Here is a 22,037-nt window from a genome sequence, read left to right on the forward strand (position 1 = left end):
CGGCAAAATGCAAACGATTATGCTTTTTCATTACATTTGATTTTACTTGACCCCATTATGAAGATAAATTATTACCACTTTGCGTGCCTCGCGTCGGTTATTTTTGCTGTTGGTTGTAAGCAGGAAACAAAAGAAACAAGTGTAATCACCGGCGATGAAATAAAAAGCCACATCGCTGTGCTGGCAGACGATTCGCTGATGGGCCGCAAGCCTTTTACCGCTGGCGAAACAAAGGCTATTGCCTACATCTCATCACAATTTAAAAAGGAAGGGCTGGAGCCGGGTAACAACGGCAGCTATTTCCAGGACGTGCCAATGGTTGAGGTTACGAGCACACCATCGGCAACCATGAGCGTTAGCGGTGCAAAGGGGGATTTAAGCCTTAATTATATGTCTGATTTTGTGGCCTCTACACGGCAGGAGGTTCAGGAAGTACAGCTTACCAAATCGCCATTGGTTTTTGCCGGCTATGGAGTGGTGGCGCCGGAATATAAATGGAACGATTACGCTGGTCTTGATGTAAAAGGCAAAACTGTAGTGGTACTAGTAAACGACCCGGGATTTAAATCGGGAAGCAGTACCCTGTTTAAAGGGGACACTATGACCTATTACGGACGGTGGACTTATAAATATGAAGAAGCAGCACGCCAGGGGGCGGCGAGTATTATCATTGTGCACCAAACAGAACCGGCAAGCTATGGCTGGAGCGTGGTCGCTAACAGCTTTACCGGTGCCAAGCTTTATTTGCAGGAAAAGGATAAACACATGTCGCGCTGCAAAGTAGAGGGTTGGATCACCGAGGATGCTGCCAAAAAAATGTTCGCCGCAGCAGGTATCACCGGCGATTTCAGGGCGATAGCACGTAAAAAAGATTTTAAGGCTATACCGTTAAATATGACGGCGACGGTAACTGTTAAAACTAAATTGAAATATTCTACATCGCATAACGTAATTGCTGTTTTAAAAGGTACCACAACTCCCGGAGAATGTATACTTTATACAGCTCACTGGGACCACCTGGGCATTGGTAAACCGGATGCCAAAGGCGACAGTATTTATAATGGAGCTGTTGACAATGCCAGTGGCGTAGCAGCGGTCTTGAATGTTGCCAAAGCATTTGCACAACAAAAAGAAAGGCCGAAGCGCTCCATTGTATTTTTGGCGGTTACGGCCGAAGAGCAAGGCTTGCTGGGTTCGGAGTACTATGCATCGCACCCGATATTTGCGCTTAACAAAACCGTGGCTGATTTAAACATGGATGCTTTAGGCAGCTACGGCAAGACGAATGATTTTGCAATTACCGGCAAGGGTCAAAACGATCTGGATGATTATGTCGCTGAATTTGCAAAAGCAGATGGAAAAAAGTTAACCGGGGATAAAAACCCCGGCGCGGGCGGTTATTACAGGTCGGACCATTTTAACTTTGCCAAGGTTGGCGTGCCTGCGCTTGATATGAATAATGGTGCCGAAAGCGCCGCCCATGGCGAAGCCTATGGAAAGGCCAAACAAAAGGAGTACGGCGACCTACATTATCACCAGCCATCAGATAGCTACACGCCGGATATGGATGCCAATGGCATGGCCCAGGTAGCAAACCTGCTATTTAAAGTAGGTAATAAGCTTGCCAATGAAACCACCTTCCCGGGTTGGAAAGCCGGTTCGGAGTTTAAGGCCGTAAGGGAAAAATCAATGGGGGGGAAGTAGACAATGAAGATTTTGTCATTGCGAGCGAGGTACGAGCGCGGCAATCGCGAACTTTACAGAGTGAACTTGCATAGTTCGCGATTGCTTCGTTCCCCGCAATGACAATGGAGTACGCCAAAATAACAAAAGCTCCATCCGCCAATCGCGGATGGAGCTTTTGCTTTGATATATGATGGAGTCGGGGAGTTTTTCAGGTATTATGTATTGCGCACCCCTGGTTGTGAATTTTAGTTGTTCATTTTGGCTATGTGATAGCAATCATAAGCTAACAGCCTGTTATAATCGTTAGCGATGCTTTTGTAGCTAAAGGCATCGATCAACGTACCGATACCGAGGAAACCGCCGGTTACTAAAAATAGCAAACCTAAAAGTATCTGGTTGGTCATGAAACGCTGTATGCCGGCCAGGCCCATGAAACCGAATAGCGTGCCTACTAAAATGTCTGTCGGGTTTTTACGGCGGCTGGTGTAAACGGCCATAAAAGTTGTCATTTGGTTTTGGGTCAACCCGGCAGATGCGTGATGAATAAAGCTGTATTCATCCATTGTGATGCCTGGAAATGCTGCGTATGAGTTTTGATAAGTATTCATTTCATTACCAGATTTAGTTTTCATTTTATTTATGATGTAAAACTATAGCCTGGCGGGCCAAATGGCAATGCGAATTAGGTTAGTGACTGTAACTTGTCGGTAAATGGTGGTTTTTTGGCGGTGAAAGTTTTGATGTGCGGATGTGTGGATGTGCGGATGGAAAGCTTAAAGGTCTTATCCTGAAATAGGTTTACCCTTTCATTGCACTACAGCGTTCCGTTTTCCCACACCGAACACCCCGAACATGTATAATATGCTGATTGTCAAACATTTTAAATTTTCGCTTTTGCAACAGCCTGATCGTCAGCGATTTAATTTAGGGTTTACAGACAGGGTTTACAGTATATTCCTGCACAATTGTAATTTGATGATATACAGTGTATTATAAAAACAATGGGCTTTACACCTGTAAACCCGCTGGGATTTACAGAACAACTTGTATAACGGTTTTGCCCGTTTTAACTCAACGATATGGGGCGAGGTGTTCCATTTTTACAACACCCGGAACGCTTCGATATTTGCTGATTATCAGATATTTTATTTTTATGTCCTGTAACGCGTTTCATTTTTGTAAATGCTACAACAACAGAATTGATTGGAGAGTTAACAAAATTGCGCCCCACAAAAAAAAAGGCTCCCTTTAGGAGCCTTTAAATTACAAATACTTTTTAAACTTGTGATGCTAAAGATACGTGCTTTTCTAATTCGCACATCCTCACATCAAAAATCCGCACATCAATCTCACGTTCCGTATTCCGGCGTGGTTACTTCGCTTTCTTCAAACTCGTAATCGGTTAGCGGCGGGCAGCTGCAAATAAGTGTCCTGTCGCCGTAAGTGTCATTAACACGACCAACCGATGGCCAGAATTTGTAGGCGGCCACGTAAGGCAGCGGGAATGCAGCTTTTTGGCGGCTGTATGGATGCTCCCATTCGTTGGCAGTAATTACTGCTGCGGTATGCGGCGCATTTTTTAGCGGGTTATCAGTTTTATCCAGCAGGCCTTTCTCTACATTGTCAATTTCGTGACGGATAGCTATCATCGCATCGCAGAAACGGTCTAACTCGTGCTTCGGCTCCGATTCGGTTGGTTCAACCATTACGGTACCGGCAACAGGGAAGGATACGGTAGGGGCGTGGAAGCCGTAATCCATCAAACGTTTGGCAATATCAGTAACCTCGATGCCGAAGTTTTTGAATGCACGGCAATCCAATATCATTTCGTGCGCGCAGCGGCCGTTGGTGCCTGTGTATAATACCGGGTAGTGATGCTCTAAACGCGTTTTAATGTAATTGGCGTTTAATATGGCATAACGGGTAGCATTGGTTAACCCATCACCGCCCATCATAGCAATGTATGCGTGCGATATAATCAATATAGATGCCGAGCCCCAGGGAGCAGATGACACGGCGTGGATCGATTTTCCTTTATCGATATCAACCACGACATGCCCCGGTAAGTAAGGAACCAAATGCTTGGCTACGCCGATTGGGCCCATACCAGGACCGCCACCACCATGCGGAATACAAAATGTCTTATGTAAATTCAAGTGGCAAACGTCAGCTCCGATATTGGCCGGACTTGTTAAGCCTACCTGTGCGTTCATGTTAGCGCCGTCCATATAAACCTGGCCGCCGTTTGCATGTATAATTTCGCAGATCTCGATGATAGATTCTTCGAATACACCATGGGTAGATGGGTAAGTTACCATCAGACATGAAAGCTCGTTTTTATATTGTTCAGCTTTTGCCTTTAAATCGGCAACGTCAATGTTTCCGTTGTCATCGCACCTAACTACCACAATCTTCATCCCGGCCATTGCTGCAGATGCAGGGTTGGTACCGTGTGCAGATGATGGAATAAGGGCAATGTTACGGTGACTGTCACCACGGTCGTTATGGTAAGCGCGGATAACCATCAGGCCGGCATATTCACCTTGTGCGCCGGCGTTTGGCTGCAAGCTCATGGCGGCAAAACCTGTGATTTCGCTTAACCAGTTGTTCAGCTCATCAAAAATTTCCATATAGCCACCCACCTGGTCGGTTGGGGCAAAGGGGTGCATCTTGCTGAATTCGGCCCAGGTAACCGGTATCATTTCGGTTGTAGCGTTCAGCTTCATGGTGCACGAGCCTAATGCAATCATTGAATGACAAAGCGATAAATCTTTTGCTTCCAGCGATTTTATATAACGCAGCATCTCGTGTTCCGAATGGTGCGAGTTAAATAAAGAATGGGTAAGGTAGGCCGAAGTACGCTGTAAATCAGCAGGGATAACCGTAGTTAAATTTCCTTTCAGTTCATCAAAGCTTACATCGTTTAAAGTTTTGCCTTTAACGCGTGCGAAAAAGCGAACGATAGTTTTAATATCCTCCGGCGATGTAGTTTCATCAATCGAAATAGTAACAACCGAACCTTTAAAGTTAAAGTTCATCTCGTTGTTAATTGCCTCTGCATGAACAGGGCCTGAAAGGTTGCCCAAATCAAATTTCAGCGTATCAAAATAAGCTTCGTTTAGTTGCTCGTAACCTAATTGTTTTAATGATTCAGCCAATAAAACAGTTAAGCCGTGTATCCTTTCGGCAATCAGCTTAACACCTTTAGGCCCATGGTAAACGGCATACATGCCCGCCATAATAGCCAGCAATGCTTGTGCAGTACAAATGTTAGAGGTGGCTTTATCCCTGCGGATGTGTTGCTCGCGGGTTTGCAACGCCATGCGCAACGCATAATTGCCTGCGCTATCAATAGTGACACCGATGATGCGACCCGGGATCGAACGCTTGTACTCTTCTTTAGTTGCAAAAAATGCAGCATGCGGACCGCCAAAACCCATTGGTACGCCAAAGCGCTGGGTACAGCCCACTACAATGTCGGCGCCCCACTCGCCCGGAGGGGTAAGCAGCACCAGGCTCATAATGTCGGCAACAACGGTTAGTTTAATGCCTTTTTCGTGGCCTTTTGCAGCAAAGTCTTTATAATTATAAATAGCGCCATTACCTGCCGGGTATTGAACTATGGCGCCGAACATACTGTCGGTTAATTCAACGGTCTGGTGGTTGCCGATCAGCAGCTCGATACCGTAAGGCTGCGCGCGGGTTTTTAAAATATCAATAGTTTGAGGGAATACCTCTTCGGATACAAAAAATACATTTGCTGCTGCGTTTTTACGCGTGCTGTATTGCATAAACATAGCTTCGGCGGCGGCGGTGCCTTCGTCGAGCAATGATGCGTTGGCAATTCCCATCCCGGTAAGGTCTACAACCATGGTTTGGAAGTTCAGCAGGGCTTGTAAACGGCCCTGTGCAATTTCGGCCTGGTATGGGGTATATTGGGTGTACCATCCGGGGTTTTCGAGGATGTTGCGTTGTATAACGCCGGGTACAATTACATCATAATAGCCCTGGCCTATAAACGATTTAAACACCTTGTTTTTTGATGCAGTTTGCCTTAACGCTGCCAGGTAATCAAACTCGCTTTTTGCCGGCGGCAGGTTTAGCGGGGCTTTCAGCCTTATCTTTTCAGGGATGGTTTGGCTTATCAGTTCATCAAGCGAAGTAACGCCTGTAGCCTTTAACATTTGCGCGGTATCAGCTTCATTGGGAGCTATATGGCGCGCCTGGAATTTCTCCTGGTAGTCAATATTCAACTTCATCAAATGGGGGGTCAGTTATTTTGGTGCAAAGGTACAATTTTATCAATTCAGTATCAATCGGTAACACTATGTACTGCGTGTTTTTACAGTGGGATGTAAGAAAGTTCATGGTTAATGGTTCATAGATCATGGTAGAAGTCAGATGGCGGCTGCGAATAAGACCGGTAGGTATGACATTTTTCCCCGTCACCGTTGCGGCCATGAACCATGAACCATCAACTATGAACAAAAAATAGTATTTTGCTTCATGAATACCTAAGCGATGCGCTCCTGGAGATTTTTATTATTCGTTGTAATGTGTTGCTTTAGCTTTAAGGCTTTTCCTGCTGTATTTGTAGTTACCAGCAATGCAGATTCGGGGCCGGGAACATTGCGGGAGGCTTTGACACTGGCTGCAGCGAATGGCAGCGCAACCACTGATTATATAAATTTTAATTTGCCCGGAACCACCGAGGCCGCCCGGACAATAACCCTGTTAAGTGAATTACCTTACCTTTCGTCAAACTTAGTTATCGATGGCTCCACGCAACCGGGGAATAAAATAAGCCCTGGCGATGCAAAAGTCATTATAAATAACGACCCAAACTTCTACTATGTAAATGCGAATACCGCGGGTTTCACCATACAAAATGTGCAGGATGTGGCTATCTACGGTTTGTCGATGAACCAATTTGATGGGAGGATAATTCAGACAGCAGTGTGGGTTGCATCAGCAATTAGTATAATCGAATCAAAAAATATTGTGATTGGTGCGCCGGGTAAAGGAAACATGTTTGACGAGGATGAGTTTGCCATATTTGATGGCACAGTTTCCGGCACTAACTATTCACCATGTTTAAACATCAAAATTCAATCTAACGTCTTCGGCGTGGTTTACCCAACTGTTATTAATTTGTATTGCGATGGCTTATTATTTGGCGGGGACGGAGCACTTGAAGGAAATCATGTATCGCGCGTACTAAATGTGAGCGGCAGTAATGTGCGGATTATTCACAATTACTTAGGCGTTGATGTTGCCGGAAATGTAATACCGAATGACGCGCCTGAAGTAACCTGCTCAAATGGTAGTAATATCGAAATAAGGGACAACGTTTCAAATAATATAACAATGCGGCTTAATGTGCTTAGCGGTTTTATGGTTATCGGCAACAACGATATCGGAATTAATAATTACATACAAGCCGGTGTACATATTTTTAACTGCAGCGATGGTACTATCGGGTCAGAAGATATTACAAGACAAAATGTGTTTCATGGCGAAGGCCAGGTTGAAATTAATGCCTCATTTTCAAAAAATATAAAATTGCTTAAAAACAGCATCAGGTGCAGTTCTGAGGCATATACTGTCGGCGAATCAATCGATGGGGTGGTGATCCCGGACATAAAAGTATTAGTAAACAGCGATACCGAATATTCGGGTACCGCCAGCCCGGGATCAACAGTTTATATATATGAGGATAATAGCGAATGCCCAATTTGTAACCCGGTTTTAATTTATACAGAAGTAATTGCAGATGCAGGCGGTAAATGGAAGGTAACCGGTAATTTTAAGGATAAAAAAATGATATCGAATACTTTGCTGAATCAAAATTCATCGCAATTTACTACAGTACGGGTACCAATAAGCGCCAACAATGGGGTAATAACACAGCCCACTTGTGGAAAGAACAATGGCTCAATAGCGCTGAACGAGGTTTATAATGCGCTGATAATTGACTGGTATAACCTAAATAACGAAAAGGTAGGCGGAGGGCCAAAACTTGATAAAGTTGGGGAGGGAAATTACTATGCCGTTGCACGCAATGGAAATTGCTCAGTAAGGACCGATGTTTTTGCGCTATATAATTCCAATCCTAAAATTTACGATAATTCAATAAAGGTTACCCAGCCATCGTGCGGACAGGGGGGATCAATTACCGGGCTAACGACATTAGTTCCTTCGCAAAATCCAATTACCTATACCTGGACTGATGATCAAAATAAAGTCGTTGGTTATCAAACAGACATTACAGGGCTTGGTGCGGGAAAATATACCTTTACATTGCGCGACGAAACTGCAGGCTGTGAAGTGTCTTATGGCCCGGTTATACTAAAAAATGCAAGCGGCCCAAACATCAATCAAAGCGGCACCAAAATTCAGCCTGCAAATTGCGGCCAAACAACCGGTTCGATTACCAATATTGGCGTTACCGGCACGGGTACGCTGCAGTACATCTGGTGGAACAGCCAACAACAACAAGTAGGCACTAGCAAAGATTTGACCGGCCAACCGGCCGGCACCTACAAACTGCAGGTTTTGGACGACACCCAATGCGGACCGGTTTATACAACTGACATCACCATCCCCGAAATCAACGGCATAACCCTGGATGAATCGAATGTGACGACAAGTATCGCCAGCTGTAGTCAAAATAACGGCTCGATAAAAGGCATCAGTTTTTCGGACGCTACTAAATTTCAATGGACGGACGTAAATAATCAGGTCGTATCCAGTACCGCTGATTTTACTGGCGCGGCGCCTGGTGTTTATACTTTCACTGCTTCGAATAACTTTGGTTGCAGCAAAACTAGCCAGCAATACACTGTTGGTCAACAGGCGCCGGTTCAATTACCGCAATATGCAGCCACTACATTAGCCTCATGTTTTGGCGGCAAAACAGGTTCGGTTACCGTGGCAACCGATGGCCTGGTTAAAACCCTGCGATGGGTTGATGGCCAGGGTGGGCCAGCCGGCGAACAGCCGGCGCTAACAAATGTTGCGGCGGGAACTTATAAACTTTACATAACCGACCAAAACGGCTGCGAAAACCTTTACAATACCTATACCGTTGAGGAAGCACAGGCATTTAAGGTGGCAAGCACCGGTCAAACCACAAGCGATCAATGCGGGCTAAATATTGGTAGCGTAAACAACGTAAGCATTACAGGCGGCGTACCGCCGTATACCTATAAATGGACCGATGCAACAGGCAAACAAGTAGGCTTTGAAAACTCAGTTGGCAGCCTTGCAGCGGGGAACTACGTCTTAAATGTAACGGATACGCGCTGTGGTAACGTCGACATCCCATACACCATAACTAAAGAATCGGCTGAGGTTGCTACCCCGTTAGTTTCAGACGTTCAATTATGCAGCAGTGGCAGCGCTTTGCTATCGGTAAATAATGCATCAGCTGATATTACATATCGTTTATACGAAACCGGAAACAGCGCCCATCAAATTGATGAACAAAAAGGGGGTAAGTTTAATATTAATGTGACCGCTAACCGCAGCTATTTTGTAACCCAGCTAACCGGAACTTGCGAGAGTCCCCGTGCCGAAGTAAAAATAACCGTTGGCCTCTCGACATTAGACATTGCCAATGCCTTTACGCCTAACGGAGACGGCGTCAACGATTATTGGAAAATAAGTAATATTGAAAGCTACCCTGGCGCGCTGGTACAGGTGTTTAGCCGTTACGGACAAAAGGTATTTGAATCGAAGGGATATACTAAACCGTTTGACGGGACGATGAACGGGAAAAAATTACCACCGGGAGTTTATTATTACGTCATTAACCTAAATACTAATTGCAATGTGCTGTCAGGAAGTTTGACACTAATCCGGTAGCATCCGCTTGAGCATCTCCATCGGGTAAAAATCCCTAAAATCTGCTTAATCCCGGTTCCGGTTAAAGTTGCCGTAAATACATTTGCACGGTATTCTCTAGTCCATAATACAAAGCATCACTAATAAGCGCGTGGCCAATACTAACCTCGTCTAAAGCCGGAATATTTTCGGCGAAATATTTTAGGTTGTTCAGGTCAAGATCGTGCCCTGCATTTATACCCAGACCCAGTTTATGCGCTGTTTTCGCTGCTTTTACATAAGGCGCAATGGCTTGCTCTTTGTTTTGACGATATTGATGTGCATAGGCTTCAGTATACAGCTCAATGCGGTCGGTACCGGTTTTGGCGGCGCCTTCAACCATTTCAACCACGGGGTCAACAAATATCGAAACGCGTATGCCGGCATCTTTAAAAACCTTGATAATGCCGGTTAAATATTCTTTATTGGCAATAGTATCCCAGCCATGGTTCGAGGTTATTTGCCCCAGTACATCGGGCACCAGGGTTACCTGCTCGGGTTTGTTGGCCAGTACCAGTTCAACAAATTTTTCTTCCTGGCAATTGCCTTCGATATTAAATTCGGTGGTTACTATTTTCTTCAACTCAAAAACATCGTTGTACCGGATGTGCCTTTCATCGGGGCGGGGGTGAACCGTGATGCCCTGTGCGCCAAAGCGCTCGCAGTCTTTTGCAACCTGTATTAAATCGGGATTATTGCCGCCGCGCGAGTTGCGCAGGGTGGCTATTTTATTGATGTTGACGGATAGACGGGCCATTATTTTTGAATTAGCGAATTAGTGATTTAGTGAATTATTTAAGATGTCGGATGTTCGATTTCGGATTTTGTTAACCCGTTTTTTATTTCAGATAAATTGATTTTCGTAAACACAAAACTCAATTTACAAACTTATAAATACTAAATTCGAAATCGACATCTGCATCTGAATTTTGATGAAACAATTATTACAATATTTATTGGTGTTTGTTTTTTTGGCGGCGTTTGCAGTAAATGCCAACGCCCAGGCCAACTATAAAAAAATAACCAACTACCGCGCTTATTACGGCTGGGCTAAACATTACCCGCAGGACTGGATGATTACCCGCCAGTTTGTAAACGATGGCAAAAGCTATTTTTTACTGGTGAACCCCCAAACGCTGGAAACCAAAATTGACGAGCCCGATTTTTACCAGGTAAAGCCGATGACGATTGAGGAAGCGCGTACGTTTTTTAAGGCAACTCCGTATATCAAAGCTTTACAAAAGGCAGAAAGCCAGTCAGTAAGCACACAGGATGCCGGTATTGAGAGCGGCATGCCTAAACAAACGGGTATAACCCTTACTGCCGATTTATGCCCCTCGCACAAGCTCCTTGATAAAATTATATTTACTGATATTATTGCCGAATTTAAAAAAGTTGAACACCCTGTGCCGATAGCCCTTTCTATAACCGGTATATGGATGCGCCAACACCCGCAGGACTTAGACTGGCTAAAAAAAATGCAGGATGAACACGAAATCTATATAACCTGGATAAATCATTCCTTTAACCACCGGGTGAGTGCTACGTTACCTTTAAAGGAGAACTTTTTATTGGAGGCAGGTACAAATATCAATTTCGAGGTGTTGGAAACTGAAATGGCAATGCTTAAAAACGGGTTGTTACCCTCGGTGTTTTTTAGGTTCCCGGGCCTTGTGTCGGATAAGAAACTGGTTTATGAAATCACTGATTTTGGACTGATACCAATAGGGACAGATGCCTGGCTGGCCAAAGGGCAGCAACCGCAGGCCGGCAGTATCGTATTAATACACGGCAACGGTAATGAGCCGGTAGGAGTGAAAGATTTTATAAAACTGCTGAAATCAAAAACACAATCCATCGCCAAAAAACAATGGCTGCTTTACGATTTAAGGGAAAGCGTTGATGAGGAGTTCCAGGGGGAATAAAATATTGAACTTTCTCGTCATTGCGAGGAACGAAGCAACCTCTACTAAGGATAATCATAAACCTTAACTTTTGTGGAAACCAAAATGCGGCGTTTAGATACTCACAACGTTTTTTGCTCCGTTGATTAGCAAGCTCAGAGATTGCTTCGATCCTCGCAACGACGGGTTTATTAAACGCCATGCCCTACTTCCTTTTCAACAAAGGAATGTTCCAGCACGTCAACCAGATCCTTAATGCTGATTGGTTTCGAGATAAAATGGTTCATTCCTGCTTCAAGGCAAGCGGCTTTGTCTTCGGCCATTGCGGCTGCCGTCATGGCAATAATATAGGGTTGTTTTTTGTCGCTTTTTCGGATAACGCGTGTAGTTTCCAGGCCGTCAAGTTCGGGCATTTGCACATCCATTAATATAATGTCGTAAAAATCGTGGGCCAAAACATCCAGCACCTGGTTGCCATTGTTAACTACCAATGGCGTATAGCCCAGCTTATTAATCACTTTGGTAATCAGTTTTTGGTTTATCAGGTTATCCTCGGCAATTAAGATCCGCATCGGAAATTTTTGAGCAAATTGCTCTGACAGTAACGAGGTTTTGGCCACTTCGGGCAGTAGGGGCTTGTTTTGCACCAGGCTAGCTTGTATAGCATTACAAAGCTGTTGTTGCTTAATTGGTTTTAATAATATTTTAGCGCCGGTATCGGTAGCTTTATGTTTTTCAAGTACAGAACACATTAATACAACCGGGATGCTTTTATTGATATTACGAATTGCCTTTGTAAGTTCCAGGGTGTCTGTTCCCGGGACGTTGGTGCCGGTTAGTACAAGATTAAACCCCGCGGTGCCGGTTAATAAACTTAAAGCCTCATTGGCTGTTGCTGCACATACAACATTAAGGTTCCACTGCTCAAGTTGTGTTTTTAATAATTCGAGTGCTTTGCCACTTTTGTCAACAACCAAAACACGGGTCTCTGCAGCATTGTTGATGCCGCAACTTTCATTAGTTCCTGTTGTTTTGTCCGCTTCGCTTTTTAGGTTAAAAATTACGGTTGTGCCTATACCCAATTCGCTTTCAATACCAATACTGCCGCCCATTAGCTCAACCAATCGTTCGCATATAGCAAGGCCGAGGCCGGTACCACCATGCAGACGTGTTGTTGATGCATCTACCTGCGAAAATGCTTTAAATAATCGCTTTAGCTTTTCCTTCGGTATACCCATACCAGTATCCTTAATTTTAAAGCCAAGGTTAAGACCATTTTCATCATTGCCTAATAAGTCGATCTGTATCAATATTTCGCCTTTGCTGGTAAACTTAATAGCGTTACCTATTAGGTTTATTAATACCTGGCGAATGCGCAGTTGATCGCCAATTAATTTCTCAGGCACGTGTTTAGCGAATTGGTACAGCAGGTTGATCTGTTTTTTTGCGGCCGCTTCGGAAAATAAATCCAGCACGTCTTCAATACAATGCCGCAGGTCGAACGCATTCTGTTCGAGCTCCATTTGGCCTGATTCTATCTTCGAAAAATCAAGGATATCGTTAATAACATTCAGCAGGTTTTCGCCGCTGATACGGATGATGTCGGCGTATTCGCGTTGCTCGGAGTTTAAGGGCGTTTCGCACAATAACGATGTCATACCCAGCACGCCGTTCATTGGCGTACGTATTTCGTGGCTCATGGTGGCCAGGAAAACACTCTTTGCCTTGTTGGCTTTTTCGGCTTCCTTACGTGCTTGTAATTCCTGCTCCTTCTGTGCTTCCAGCTCATTGTTTAGCTCCTGCAAATAATCTGATTGCGATTGCAACTCTTCCGACTGCGCCTGCAATTCCTCATTTAAAGATTGCAGTTCTTCCGATTGATTTTGTAGCTCTTCTGATTGCTTAACAACTTCTGCAGTTTGCTCGATAACCAGTTTTTTAAGTTTCTTCTGTTGCTGTTTTATAGCATAAGTACGGTAAACAAAATAACCGTAAACAGCAGTTATAACCAAAATCAAAGCCATGATCCTGAACCACCAGGTCATATAAAATGGAGGTATTATTATGATTTTTAAAGTAGTAACGTTGTTATTCCATATGCCATCGTTGTTGGCAGCTTTTACCATAAAAGTGTATTCGCCGGGGTTAAGGTTGGTATAAGTTGCTTTTCGTTGCGACCCTACATAATTCCAGTTTTTGTCAAAATTATCAAGCTTGTAAGTGTACGAATTCATTTCGGGCAGCGTGAAATTCAGCGCACTGTATTCGATGGTGAAAACAGACTGCTCATAATTAAGCCTTACTTCTTTCGTTAGGCTAATTGATTTTTTCAGAACTGAATTAGCACCAATTGGAACGTTTTTATTGAACAACTGGAAATCGGTAAACACCACATCATGCTTGTTTTTGTTTACCGCCAGGTCATACGGATCCACTATGTTAAAACCATTGTGCCCGCCAAAAAGCAATTCGCCGGTATGAGCATTCAAGCTTGCACCCGAAAAAAACTCATAGCCCTGCAGGTTATTTGCAGCCGTGTATTTCCTGATATCGTTAGTATTTGGTTTAAAGCTGATAAGACCTGCGTTTGTGCTTACCCACATAAAACCATAACCATCCTGGGTAATACTGTTAATTATAGAATAGTTAGTGCCGTTTGGAAACTGGTAACTCACAAAAGCTTTTTTGTGTTTATCGAATTTACTCAGCCCGCCGCCTAATGTGCCAATCCAAAGGCTGCCGTCATAATCTTCAAATATTGAAATGATAACATTGCTTGAGAGCCCGTTTTGGGTAGGTTTAAAATGGGTAAAGTCATTTGTGGCACGATTATACAAATTTAAACCGGCAAAGGTGCCTACCCAAATATTGTTTTCCTTGTCGCAATAAATTGACCGTATATCGTCGTTTGACAACGAATGTAATGTATCTGATACATTACGTTTGAAACGTTTCACAACTTTTGAGTGTTCAATAACATTTAAGCCTTCGCCATCTATGCCTACCCAAACAATTCCTGTTTTATCCTGGTCTAATGCAAAAACATTTACACCACTTATTTGATTTGGGTTATTGCCGACAGCAAAGTGGGTCATTTTTTGTGTTTTGGTATCAATCACGTCCAACCCGCTACCATAATATCCTATCCAAAGTTTATTTTGCTTGTCTTTCAACAACTTAAGTATGTGTTTACCACTTATGGAATTTTTATCACCTGCCTGTGGCATGTAATGTGTAAACTTTTGTGTTGATTGATTTAAAAAGTTTAAGCCACCGCCGTCTGTGCCTACCCAGTAACCTTTATCGCCCTCAGCAAATGACGTAACTATATTATTGCTTAATCCATCAGCATCCAGGCGGTCTTTATGATAGTATCCAAACATAGATAAGTTTGTATCATAGAATTTTACGCCCGATTCATATGTGCCCAACCATAAAATACCGCCGCTTTTGTAGACACAGCCTATTGAATTATTTTCGCCAGCAGTTCCTTTATCATCGCTTATGTACTTTGTAAAAGTGCCTTTTGCCTCGTCAAAAAGGTCAAGGCCATCCTCGGTAGCTACCCATATTTTTTTTGCCGTGCCGGTAGTTAATGCAAAAATATTGTTATTTACCAACGAGTTGGAGTTACCCGGCTGATGCGCGAAATTTGTAAAGGTTTTGGTTTTTAAATCAAGGAAATCCAACCCTTTGCCGGCCGTGCCGATATAAAGATTACCCTCGGCATTTTTTAATAAACTATTTAACTTGTTGCTGCTCAGGCTATTTTTGCCAGTATGCAGGTACCGCTTTGCAAAGCCGGTTGTATAATTGAACTCAACAAGGCCATTGCCGGTGGCAAGCCACAAATTGCCGTTGTTATCTTCTGCTATCGAATTAATTTGATTGTCCGGAGTGTCTTCATTTCCTTTGGTATAAAAGAATCTTTTTACTTTTCTCGTTTTGACGTCAAGCAGATTAAGGCCAGAGTAAGTGCCAACCCAAATGTTGTTTTTGCTATCCTGGAAAATATAATTTACATCGGGCGTCGAGAGGGTAGTTTCATCATTTTTAATAGCTTTTAGCGTGGAAAAATCGTTGTTTTCAGGGTTATATTCGCTCAGACCACCACCACTACCTATCCACAAATGGCCCTGTTTGTCTTCAAACAGGTTAGTTATATCGTTTGTTGGTAGCGAATGTGGGTCGTTTGATTTATGCCTGTAAACGGTAAAAGTATAGCCATCATAACGATTAAGCCCATCGTCGGTTGAGAACCACATATACCCAAGGTGGTCTTTTATAATGGATTTTACATCACTTTGTGAAAGGCCGTTTTCGATAGTAAGCGAAGAGAATTTTACCACCTTATTTTGGGCTATAGTGCTATTATTAAGCGTTGAAAAAGTAAAGCTTAAAAATAACAGGCGCAAAATAAACGGGTTCAAACAGGGCTTTAACATTAGCAGTATTTTCTTTACAGTAATTGCCAGGTGATGCGATTGCTCCTGGATAACAGGCTAAAGGTTATTACAAACCTAAATTAAACTGTTGCTGCCTTTTACGTTATTTTTTTGTAAAGGTTATGTTACGTGTATCGCGGGCGTAACGGGAACCGGCTGTTGCAAAAAGGTTTGGACAAAATTATTCGGTCTCAGCTGCTTCGGGCGTTTGAATTTGACCCAGCGAAAGGGGAATCAATTTTTGAGTTTTCAGGAAGGTAATGGTGACGATTAGCAGCGTTACCGTGCCGCCAAAAACAACCGATGGAACGGTGCCAAGCAATTTGGCTGCCGTGCCCGATTCAAACGCCCCAATTTCGTTTGATGAGCCGATAAACATGGAGTTTACTGCCGATACCCTGCCACGCATATGATCGGGTGTGAGCAATTGCATTATGGTTCCACGGATGATAACACTCACACTATCAAAGGCGCCTTCGGTAAACAGGAAGATTAGTGATAAATAAAAGCTACGCGAAAGGCCGAAACAAATAATGGAGAGCCCAAAACCCGTTACCGCAATAAGCAGGTTACGCCATGGTTTACCCATCGGCGAAAAACGGGCCATTGCCAGCATAGTTAGCACCGCACCTAATGACGAAGTTGCACGCATTATCCCTAAGCCTTCGGAACCAACTTTTAATATGTCTTTAGCAAATACAGGCAAAAGCGCCACGGCCCCGCCAAAAAACACCGAAAATAAGTCGAGGCTCATGGCCCATATCAGCATTTTGCTTTTAAAAACAAAATCAATTCCTTCTTTTAAACTATCCCATACATTCTCTTTCGGGATAAATACCGGCGGGTAAGGGCGTAATCGGTATATCAGGATTATAGATAGTAAAAGAAAACAAAGGATAACGCTAAAAGTCGCAGTTATGCCGTAAAAACCATAAATTAATCCACCGGCTGCCGGGCCCAGGATAGAGGCTATCTGCCAGCTGGAGCTGCTCCATGTACTGCCGTTAGGGTAAATTTCTTTGGGGATACTATGGGCATAAATAGTAAAAGTAGCGGGGCCATAAAATGCACGGGCCAACCCGTTTAAAAATATCATTACATATATTATGGGTATAATCCATCCCTTATGCAGGTACGGCGCAACGTTTTTCATGGTAACCGTAAACATCACCACTGATGCGAAAAGCACCAACCCGGAGATGGTGAGCAACATTTTGCGTTTTTCGGATTTATCGGCCACATAGCCGCCGTACAATGCAATACAAACAGCAGGAATGGCCTCGCACAAGCCAACAAGGCCGAGTGCAAATACGCTGCCTGTAACATGGTAAATGTAAAAGCCGATTACAACTGCCTGCATCTGGTAAGCAAAGGTGAAGAAAAACCGCATGCCCAGGTACGAGCGAAAATCCTTATAGCGTAACGCTGCAAATGAATCTGTTTTGGGTTTACTGTCGCCTTCTGATGCCAATGATGGGGTGTTTTTTGTGATGCGGCAAAATTAAGGTTTGTGGGCTAAGAATTGTTTGGCGGGTGCAATATTTTGCATTTGCCGAATAGAAAATCGTTGCAATTAATGCAAAAGGGCAAGATTTACGACGTTTTCATCCTTCGTAAATCTCGCCCCTTGACAATTTCTTTTAATTCAAACCGTGCTGGTCTATCAAATACATTAACGATGCCATTGATGCAGCGCCAAGTTCAAGTTCGCGTTTGTTTACGTTTTCAAATACGTCATTTGGGGTATGGTGTACATCAAAATAGCGTTGCGAATCGGGCATGTAGCCAATTAATACAACACCCTTTGATTTTTCGGCCAATGGGCCAATATCGCTGCCGCCACCGCCAGCGGTTAACACACCTGAGCCGTATGGCGCTAATAATTTGCTCCAGTTGCTGCTGATTTTCTCAATCCTGGCCGGCGAAATACCCTCAAAGGTAAAGCCGCGTGGGGTAAAGCCACCAAGGTCCGACTCAATGGCTGCAATGTGCTCTTCTTTGTTTTGATCGGCAAGTTCAGCATATTTAATACCTCCGCGGTCGCCGTTTTCTTCGTTTATAAAAAATACGGCACGGATAGAATTTTTGGGTTTATAGCCCATTACTTTTAATAAGCGCAGTGCCTCAACAGATTGCATTACACCGGTACCGTCGTCATGGGCGCCTTCGGCCAAATCCCACGAATCAAGATGCCCGCCAACAGTAATAAATTTATTAGGGTTTTCGGAGCCTGTCATTTCACCAACAACATTAAATGATGGTGCATCGGGCAGCAATTCGCAGTTTTGTTTAAAGTAGAATTTAACAGCCGGTAGCGATTTCATTTTAAGCATAGCGCTTAAGGTATTCGCATCTTTTGTTGATATAGCGGCAGCCGGGATATTAACCCCATCTTTTGTATAAGAAGTTGCACCTGTATGCGGATAAAAGTCAAGGGTTTCGGTTAACGAGCGCACTATTACGCCGGCCGCACCATATTTGGCGGCAGCTGCCGGACCGGCAAAACGCTGGTCGCCGGCGGTGCCATATGCCCGAAGCGTTTCGATAAACCTTGGATCGAACGGGCGGTTAAAGAAAACTATTTTGCCTTTAATAACACCTGCACCAAGCGTTTCTAATTCTTTCAGGCTTTGTACCTCAATAATCGGAGCTGTTAAACCATTTTTAGGTGTGGCGACTGTCATGCCCAAGGCAGCAATGTGCACGCTGATTTTTTTATCGCCTTTAATAATAGCACCTTCTTCTTTAGCGCCGCGTACCCAGTGCGGCACCATTACAGGCTGCAGGTATACCTTGTCGAATCCGTAGCTTTCCATTAGTTTCTTGCCCCATTCAACCGCTTTTTGTGCATTTGCCGAACCGCTGATGCGCTGACCGATATTTTTACACAAATAATGCAGGTTGCTGTAGCATTGGCCGTTAACCAATTCTTCGTCGTATATCTTACGAATCATTAGGGAATCCTGCGCTTTTGCAAGGCTTCCGATTAAAATTAGTGTAGATAGGAGTGTAAGTTTTAGTTTCATGTTATTAGTCAGTTATGCGGTAAATATAGGGAAAGAGAAAATAAAGTGGATAAAATTAATAGTGCCAGGATATGCTAAAAGCACTTAATTAATGTCGTTGATCGTTTTTCTAAAGGCAAACTATTTGTCACGATATCTTATCCCAGCTCAGCCCGTCTTGTTTTATTTTAAACGACTGATGCAGAATTTGATTTTCCGGCGCGGCAAGCTGCGGGTCTTTTTCAAAAATAGTTTCTACAAACTTACGCACCTGTATCAGCAGTTCCTGGTCGGTAACCAGGTTGGCCACTTTTAAATCAAGCACGCCGCTTTGCTGGGTGCCTTCGATATTTCCGGGGCCGCGCAATTGCAGGTCGGTTTCAGCAATCTCGAAACCATTGTTGGTTTTAACCATGGTGTTGAGGCGTATACGGCCGTCGTGGCTTAACTTATGGCTACTCATGAGTATACAGTATGATTGCTCGGCGCCACGGCCCACACGGCCGCGCAATTGGTGTAGCTGCGATAGTCCGAAACGCTCGGCATTTTCAATGATCATTACCGATGCATTTGGAATGTTCACCCCAACTTCAATTACCGTTGTTGCCACCATTATTTGCGTTTCACCTTTAATAAAGCGGTTCATTTCAAACTGCTTATCCGCAGGCTTCAATTTGCCGTGAACTATGCTTATTCTGAAATCTGGCAGCGGAAACTCATGCGACATTACCTCTATTCCATCCATCAGGTTTTTAAGATCGAGTTTCTCGCTCTCCTGTATCAGGGGGTAAACTACGTACACCTGGCGGCCTTTGGCAATTTCGCGTTTCATAAAACCAAACATGGCAAGGCGCTGGTTTTCGTAATAATGCAGGGTTTGGATGGGCTTGCGACCGGCCGGCAGTTCATCAATTACAGATATATCCAAATCGCCATATAATGTCATTGCCAGGGTACGGGGGATAGGGGTGGCCGTCATCACCAAAATGTGCGGCGGGATGATGTTTTTACGCCAAAGCTTTGCCCTTTCCTCCACACCAAAACGGTGTTGTTCGTCAATCACCACAAAGCCCAGGTTTTTATACTGCACTTTATCTTCAATAAGTGCATGAGTCCCTATTAAAATTTTAAGGTCGCCGCTCTCCAGCCGCTCGTGCAAAACCTTCCTGTCTTTTTGTTTGGTCGAGCCGGTCAGCAGCCCAACCTCAATAAAATCATCGCCAACAAGTTCTTTTATGGTTGCATAATGCTGGCTTGCCAAAATCTCGGTTGGGGCCATTATACAGGTTTGGAAGCCGTTGTCGATAGCTATAAGCATGCTCATAAGGGCAACTACAGTTTTGCCGCTGCCCACATCGCCCTGCAATAAACGGTTCATCTGCACGCCGCGCTGGGTATCCTGCCTTATCTCTTTTAAAACCCGCTTTTGGGCGTTGGTTAGCGGGAAAGGCAGTTTATGATGGTAAAAATCATTAAAGATATTGCCGATACTCCCGAATACGTTCCCTTTAAATTTCTGAGTATGCAGCAACTTGTTTTTTAAAAGTTTGAGCTGCAAAAAAAATAATTCTTCGAACTTAAGGCGGTGTTGAGCCTCATTAAGCGTAATGGCATCCTCCGGGAAGTGCATGTTTCGATAGGCCTCGGCACGCCCCATCAGCTTATACCTGTTAATAATATAAAAGGGTAAGTTTTCATGAATATCCTTCAGGTGCTGCTCCAGTAATTGTGATACCAGTTTAAGGAAACCTTTACTATCAAGCGAAAACTGCTTAAGTTTTTCCGTAGAGTTGTAAGCGGGCTGTAAAGTGAGATTTCCCCTGCGCTGCTGCACTTCGGTAGTATACAACTCCATTTCGGGATGGGCCATTTGTGGCTTACCGTTAAAAAAAGTGGGTTTGCCAAACAGCACGTATACCTTGCCCGGTATAATGTTTTTCTCCATCCACTTAACGCCCTGGAACCACACCAACTCGATAACGCCGGTATCGTCCTGTGCCTGTGCTACCAGGCGGCTGGTGCGTTTCTCGCCGGCAATTTCTTTATGCATTACGCGGGCAAGTACCTGCACGTAGGGCATATCGGGCTGTACGTCTTTTACCTTGTAAAACCGGGTACGATCGATGTATTTGTAGGGAAAGTAATTTAAGAGGTCATTAAAATTGAATACCCGCAGTTCTTTTTTTAGAATCTCCGCACGGCTAAGGCCAACGCCTTTTAAATACTCAATCGGGGTTTCAAAAACCTGGGTGTTCAATTAATGATTGATTTGATTTGAAAATTTGAAGATAAGCCGATTTGAAGATTAAAACCTTTGCAGCGCCTGGCCTGACTTGTAGTTCATTTTCAAATCCTCAAATCAGCCAGTCGTCAAATTATTTAATCGCCGTAACGGTAATTTCAACATTAACGCCTTTTGGTAAACCGGCGACCTGCACGGTCTCACGCGCTGGGAAATCATTTGTAAAATAGGTTCCGTAAACCTCGTTTACCTGTGCAAAGTTGCCCATGTCGGTTAAAAAAATGCTGGTTTTAACAACGTGACTAAAATCAATGCTGGCCTCAGTTAAAATGGCCTTAATGTTATCCATCACCTGTTTGGTTTCAGTTTTAATATCGTCTAATACAAGTGCGCCGTTAGCAGGGTTTAGGGCAATTTGGCCCGAAAGAAAGATAAAGCCACCTGCAGCTACTGCCTGGTTATACGGGCCAATTGGTGCTGGTGCGTTATTAGTATTAATTATAGTTTTCATTTAGAAATTTGTTTTTCTGACAGACGAGGATATGCGTTGAGGGGTGTTTTAAATTTACTTTTTCAGGATGAACAGTTTTATAACCGTCCAGATAATGCCCAGCAAAAACATAATAATTGCAATAGCATTAATGGTATGCATTACCTTAAGGTTAAAGCTGGTGGGCCTGTTGGGATCTTTTTTCCTGAAAAAATACATAAACAAATATAGGGAAGGTTAAGGCGAAAAGCAAGTGGGGGAAGTCGGAAGTCGGAAGTCGGAAGTCGGAAGTCGGAGGTCGGAGGTCGGAGGTCGGAGGTCGGAGGTCGGAGGTCGGAGGTCGGAGGTCGGAGGTCGGAGGTCGGAGGTCGGAGGTCGGAG

At 43.9% G+C, this 22,037-nt stretch carries 12 protein-coding genes; 3 read left to right on the top strand and 9 right to left on the bottom strand.

Translation table 11 applies throughout. From position 1 onward, the window contains the following. Nucleotides 1-57: 57 nt before the first annotated feature. Nucleotides 58-1,704, top strand: coding sequence for a M28 family metallopeptidase (locus Q0R52_RS29240; protein WP_295802111.1), 1,647 nt, complete (start codon nucleotides 58-60; stop codon nucleotides 1,702-1,704). 227 nt (nucleotides 1,705-1,931) lie between these two features. Here the strand turns inward: Q0R52_RS29240 and Q0R52_RS29245 are convergent, their stop codons facing one another. Both Q0R52_RS29245 and gcvP read right to left on the bottom strand, forming a co-directional pair. Then, nucleotides 1,932-2,318 carry a TM2 domain-containing protein gene (locus Q0R52_RS29245; protein ID WP_295802113.1) on the bottom strand — a complete coding sequence of 129 codons (387 nt, stop codon included), beginning with the start codon at nucleotides 2,316-2,318 and terminating at the stop codon, nucleotides 1,932-1,934. A 717-nt stretch (nucleotides 2,319-3,035) separates the two neighbouring features. Beyond that, entirely contained in the window at nucleotides 3,036-5,945 is a 2,910-nt protein-coding gene (gene gcvP, locus Q0R52_RS29250) for an aminomethyl-transferring glycine dehydrogenase (protein WP_295802115.1), read from the bottom strand. A 295-nt stretch (nucleotides 5,946-6,240) separates the two neighbouring features. On the opposite strand from gcvP, the gene Q0R52_RS29255 reads away from it, so the two are divergent. Next, nucleotides 6,241-9,552 carry a gliding motility-associated C-terminal domain-containing protein gene (locus Q0R52_RS29255; protein ID WP_295802117.1) on the top strand — a complete coding sequence of 1,104 codons (3,312 nt, stop codon included), beginning with the start codon at nucleotides 6,241-6,243 and terminating at the stop codon, nucleotides 9,550-9,552. Between the two features lie 61 nt (nucleotides 9,553-9,613). On the opposite strand, the gene Q0R52_RS29260 is transcribed toward Q0R52_RS29255, so the two are convergent. Continuing rightward, on the bottom strand, nucleotides 9,614-10,327 hold the full coding sequence (locus tag Q0R52_RS29260; RefSeq protein WP_295802119.1) for a pyridoxine 5'-phosphate synthase: 714 nt from the start codon (nucleotides 10,325-10,327) through the stop codon (nucleotides 9,614-9,616). Nucleotides 10,328-10,502: 175 nt separating this feature from the next. On the opposite strand from Q0R52_RS29260, the gene Q0R52_RS29265 reads away from it, so the two are divergent. Next, entirely contained in the window at nucleotides 10,503-11,495 is a 993-nt protein-coding gene (locus Q0R52_RS29265; RefSeq protein ID WP_295802121.1) for a polysaccharide deacetylase, read from the top strand. A gap of 170 nt (nucleotides 11,496-11,665) precedes the next feature. On the opposite strand, the gene Q0R52_RS29270 is transcribed toward Q0R52_RS29265, so the two are convergent. The 6 genes from Q0R52_RS29270 to Q0R52_RS29295 form a co-directional block, all read right to left on the bottom strand. After that, nucleotides 11,666-15,919 carry a two-component regulator propeller domain-containing protein gene (locus Q0R52_RS29270; RefSeq protein WP_295802124.1) on the bottom strand — a complete coding sequence of 1,418 codons (4,254 nt, stop codon included), beginning with the start codon at nucleotides 15,917-15,919 and terminating at the stop codon, nucleotides 11,666-11,668. Nucleotides 15,920-16,100: 181 nt separating this feature from the next. After that, a complete protein-coding gene (locus tag Q0R52_RS29275; protein ID WP_295802126.1) occupies nucleotides 16,101-17,390 on the bottom strand; it encodes an MFS transporter in 1,290 nt (429 codons plus the stop codon). A gap of 169 nt (nucleotides 17,391-17,559) precedes the next feature. Next, on the bottom strand, nucleotides 17,560-18,945 hold the full coding sequence (locus tag Q0R52_RS29280; protein WP_295802128.1) for a M20/M25/M40 family metallo-hydrolase: 1,386 nt from the start codon (nucleotides 18,943-18,945) through the stop codon (nucleotides 17,560-17,562). A gap of 127 nt (nucleotides 18,946-19,072) precedes the next feature. Next, nucleotides 19,073-21,181: an ATP-dependent DNA helicase RecG gene (gene recG / locus Q0R52_RS29285; RefSeq protein WP_295802130.1), complete on the bottom strand. Its 2,109-nt coding sequence runs from the start codon at nucleotides 21,179-21,181 to the stop codon at nucleotides 19,073-19,075. A 118-nt stretch (nucleotides 21,182-21,299) separates the two neighbouring features. Continuing rightward, nucleotides 21,300-21,677, bottom strand: a complete 378-nt coding sequence (locus tag Q0R52_RS29290; protein WP_295802132.1) for a RidA family protein — start codon at nucleotides 21,675-21,677, stop codon at nucleotides 21,300-21,302. 54 nt (nucleotides 21,678-21,731) lie between these two features. Continuing rightward, complete coding sequence (locus tag Q0R52_RS29295) at nucleotides 21,732-21,875, bottom strand: DUF6728 family protein (protein ID WP_252788782.1); 144 nt, start codon at nucleotides 21,873-21,875, stop codon at nucleotides 21,732-21,734. Nucleotides 21,876-22,037: the final 162 nt, after the last annotated feature.

It is taken from the genome of Mucilaginibacter sp. (genome assembly GCF_025359345.1).
In the GTDB taxonomy this organism is placed as follows: domain Bacteria; phylum Bacteroidota; class Bacteroidia; order Sphingobacteriales; family Sphingobacteriaceae; genus Mucilaginibacter.

What these genes read in the sequence shown, in the direction of transcription:
- Q0R52_RS29260 (WP_295802119.1), bottom strand. Translation starts at nt 10,327, where the DNA reads ATGGCCCGTCTATCCGTCAACATCAATAAAATAGCCACCCTGCGCAAC.
- Q0R52_RS29270 (WP_295802124.1), bottom strand. Translation starts at nt 15,919, where the DNA reads ATGTTAAAGCCCTGTTTGAACCCGTTTATTTTGCGCCTGTTATTTTTA.
- Q0R52_RS29295 (WP_252788782.1), bottom strand. Translation starts at nt 21,875, where the DNA reads ATGTATTTTTTCAGGAAAAAAGATCCCAACAGGCCCACCAGCTTTAAC.
- Q0R52_RS29265 (WP_295802121.1), top strand. Translation starts at nt 10,503, where the DNA reads ATGAAACAATTATTACAATATTTATTGGTGTTTGTTTTTTTGGCGGCG.
- Q0R52_RS29290 (WP_295802132.1), bottom strand. Translation starts at nt 21,677, where the DNA reads ATGAAAACTATAATTAATACTAATAACGCACCAGCACCAATTGGCCCG.
- Q0R52_RS29280 (WP_295802128.1), bottom strand. Translation starts at nt 18,945, where the DNA reads ATGAAACTAAAACTTACACTCCTATCTACACTAATTTTAATCGGAAGC.
- Q0R52_RS29245 (WP_295802113.1), bottom strand. Translation starts at nt 2,318, where the DNA reads ATGAAAACTAAATCTGGTAATGAAATGAATACTTATCAAAACTCATAC.
- Q0R52_RS29255 (WP_295802117.1), top strand. Translation starts at nt 6,241, where the DNA reads ATGTGTTGCTTTAGCTTTAAGGCTTTTCCTGCTGTATTTGTAGTTACC.
- gcvP (WP_295802115.1), bottom strand. Translation starts at nt 5,945, where the DNA reads ATGAAGTTGAATATTGACTACCAGGAGAAATTCCAGGCGCGCCATATA.
- Q0R52_RS29240 (WP_295802111.1), top strand. Translation starts at nt 58, where the DNA reads ATGAAGATAAATTATTACCACTTTGCGTGCCTCGCGTCGGTTATTTTT.